The organism is uncultured Mucilaginibacter sp., assembly GCF_903913935.1.
Classification (GTDB): domain Bacteria; phylum Bacteroidota; class Bacteroidia; order Sphingobacteriales; family Sphingobacteriaceae; genus Mucilaginibacter.
In genome coordinates this window covers 1-1,782 of record NZ_CAIWNH010000177.1, presented here as the reverse complement: position 1 = coordinate 1,782, position 1,782 = coordinate 1, and the positions used below count along the sequence as shown (strand labels likewise).

2 protein-coding genes are annotated in these 1,782 nt (G+C 40.5%); both read right to left on the bottom strand.

Annotated features, from left to right (window positions below; all coding sequences use genetic code 11):
• Positions 1-424 (bottom strand): 3-oxoacyl-ACP synthase (locus QZY09_RS06685; RefSeq protein ID WP_295669931.1); only part of this gene is annotated, 424 nt, incomplete at its 3' end.
• Between the two features lie 418 nt (positions 425-842).
• Positions 843-1,643, bottom strand: a complete 801-nt coding sequence (locus QZY09_RS06680) for an alpha/beta hydrolase-fold protein (protein ID WP_295669928.1) — start codon at positions 1,641-1,643, stop codon at positions 843-845.
• Positions 1,644-1,782 lie beyond the last annotated feature (139 nt).

The following is a 1,782-nucleotide window of genomic DNA, read 5'->3' as shown; positions in this document are numbered from 1 at the left end:
TTTCATTTAAATTAAATTTATCACCTGCTTTTAGCCCCTTAAGCTTTGTTCCGATGGGTGAAAACGGCGAAACTGCGATATATTCGCCGTTATTAACTATAAGTGTACCTGCACTTATAGCGATGTAAAAATTAGCTTTATCAGTGACTACCAGGCTTCCTGTATCCACAGTGTCAGTAATATTGTTGGGGCTGATCCTGTTCAAGGCAATCTTTAATTTATTGGCTTCGTTTAGCTGGCCCATATTGCGGTTGGCCTCCTGTTGCGCCATTTCCCTGCCCGTTTCATACTTATCGCCGGCGCTACTTTTAGTGTCATCGTTTGATGCCATTTGCGCCTCATTTATAGCTAATTGAGCAGCATCCAAACGGCTTTGTACATGTTCAAGGCACTGGTGATATAATTGTTTTTTTAGTTCGATCATGGGAGAGGTAAAGATAAGTCGGGAAAGTCCGAAAGTCCCGAAGTCCGAAAGAAAAAGTTTTTCAAGGCCAAAGCTAATGAGGTTAGCCAAGTAATTCTTTCGGACTTCCGGTCTTTCCTGACTTTCGGACTCTAAAAAATAAAAGCCCCCTTACACTCGCTGCTTGGGGGCTTTCAACCTAAACCTTATCACAATTATAAATGCGGGACGCATTTATAGTGTACATAACGCACGAAACCGCTGATAAGTTTTAACGAATGATAAAAATTGACCATTTTATGATAATTTTTTTGCAGTTAATTTTTTTAATATCGATTTGTAACTCAATTGTTACTTTTCGGGATGGGGTAACTACATTAGACTGAGCCTGCAACAGGTTTGTTTTAGAATTTTATTACCGGCGTGCGTCCCCAGATACTTACATATAGGCTGCGAAAAATTTTAATGATGAAATAATATGCTTTGACCAGTATGCCCATTCATGACTACCTGTGTGCTCTTCGAAATGATGCGGTATACCCTCTTTTACCATCTTTTTGTGCAAGATGCGGTTATAGTTAATCAACAGGTCATCAGTTCCGCAATCAAAACGCAGCGGCGGGAGTTGCTTGCGGTAATGTAAAAATGTTTCAAATACATCTTCATTAATGATGTCGTCCTGGGCATAGCCCTTTAACGGCTCTTCGGCGAAGAACTTTATCTGGGGTAAACTTGTTATTGAAGAATGACCCGATATAGCCCTGAATTGGCTGCCATATTTTGCGCCGATCCGCAATGCCCCAAAGCCACCCATTGATAAGCCGGAGATAAAAAGCGGCGAACTTTTTTTTGCACCATTGATACATTCACGTAAGGCCTCAGGTACATCTTCTGCTATCCATTTTTCAAAATTAAAACCGTTCAGCGGCAAAAAAGCCGACCCATCACCCCAAAGCCCGTCTGATGGCATAGCAATGATCATCGGTGGCAATTCTCCGTTTTGGATCATCTCGTTCACCCTTAAATGTATTCCGGCGCTATAGGCCCAACTCCAGGCACTGCCGTACATACCATGCAGTAATATAACTATAGGTAATGTATCACCAGCACTTGTGCCGGGTGGAACATAAACGCAGATATCGCCGCGCCCTTTAAGATGCGGTGTTTTTACCGTTATAAAGCGTAAATTATTGTTTTCGAAGTTGGGGTTTGATATTTCTAAAGTTTTAAATGCTGGCATAATTAATTTTTCTAACACGGTATCTTTCTCGCTTTGCCCTGAAGAAAGTCAATAATTGTTTTCCTGGCGCTATTGATCCTGTATATTTATTTTGATTTCTTTTATTGATTTTTTTCTATTTTTAATTTGGAATGCTTTG

Coding starts and splice junctions, on each gene's coding strand:
- QZY09_RS06680 (WP_295669928.1), bottom strand. CDS start 1,643: ATGCCAGCATTTAAAACTTTAGAAATATCAAACCCCAACTTCGAAAAC.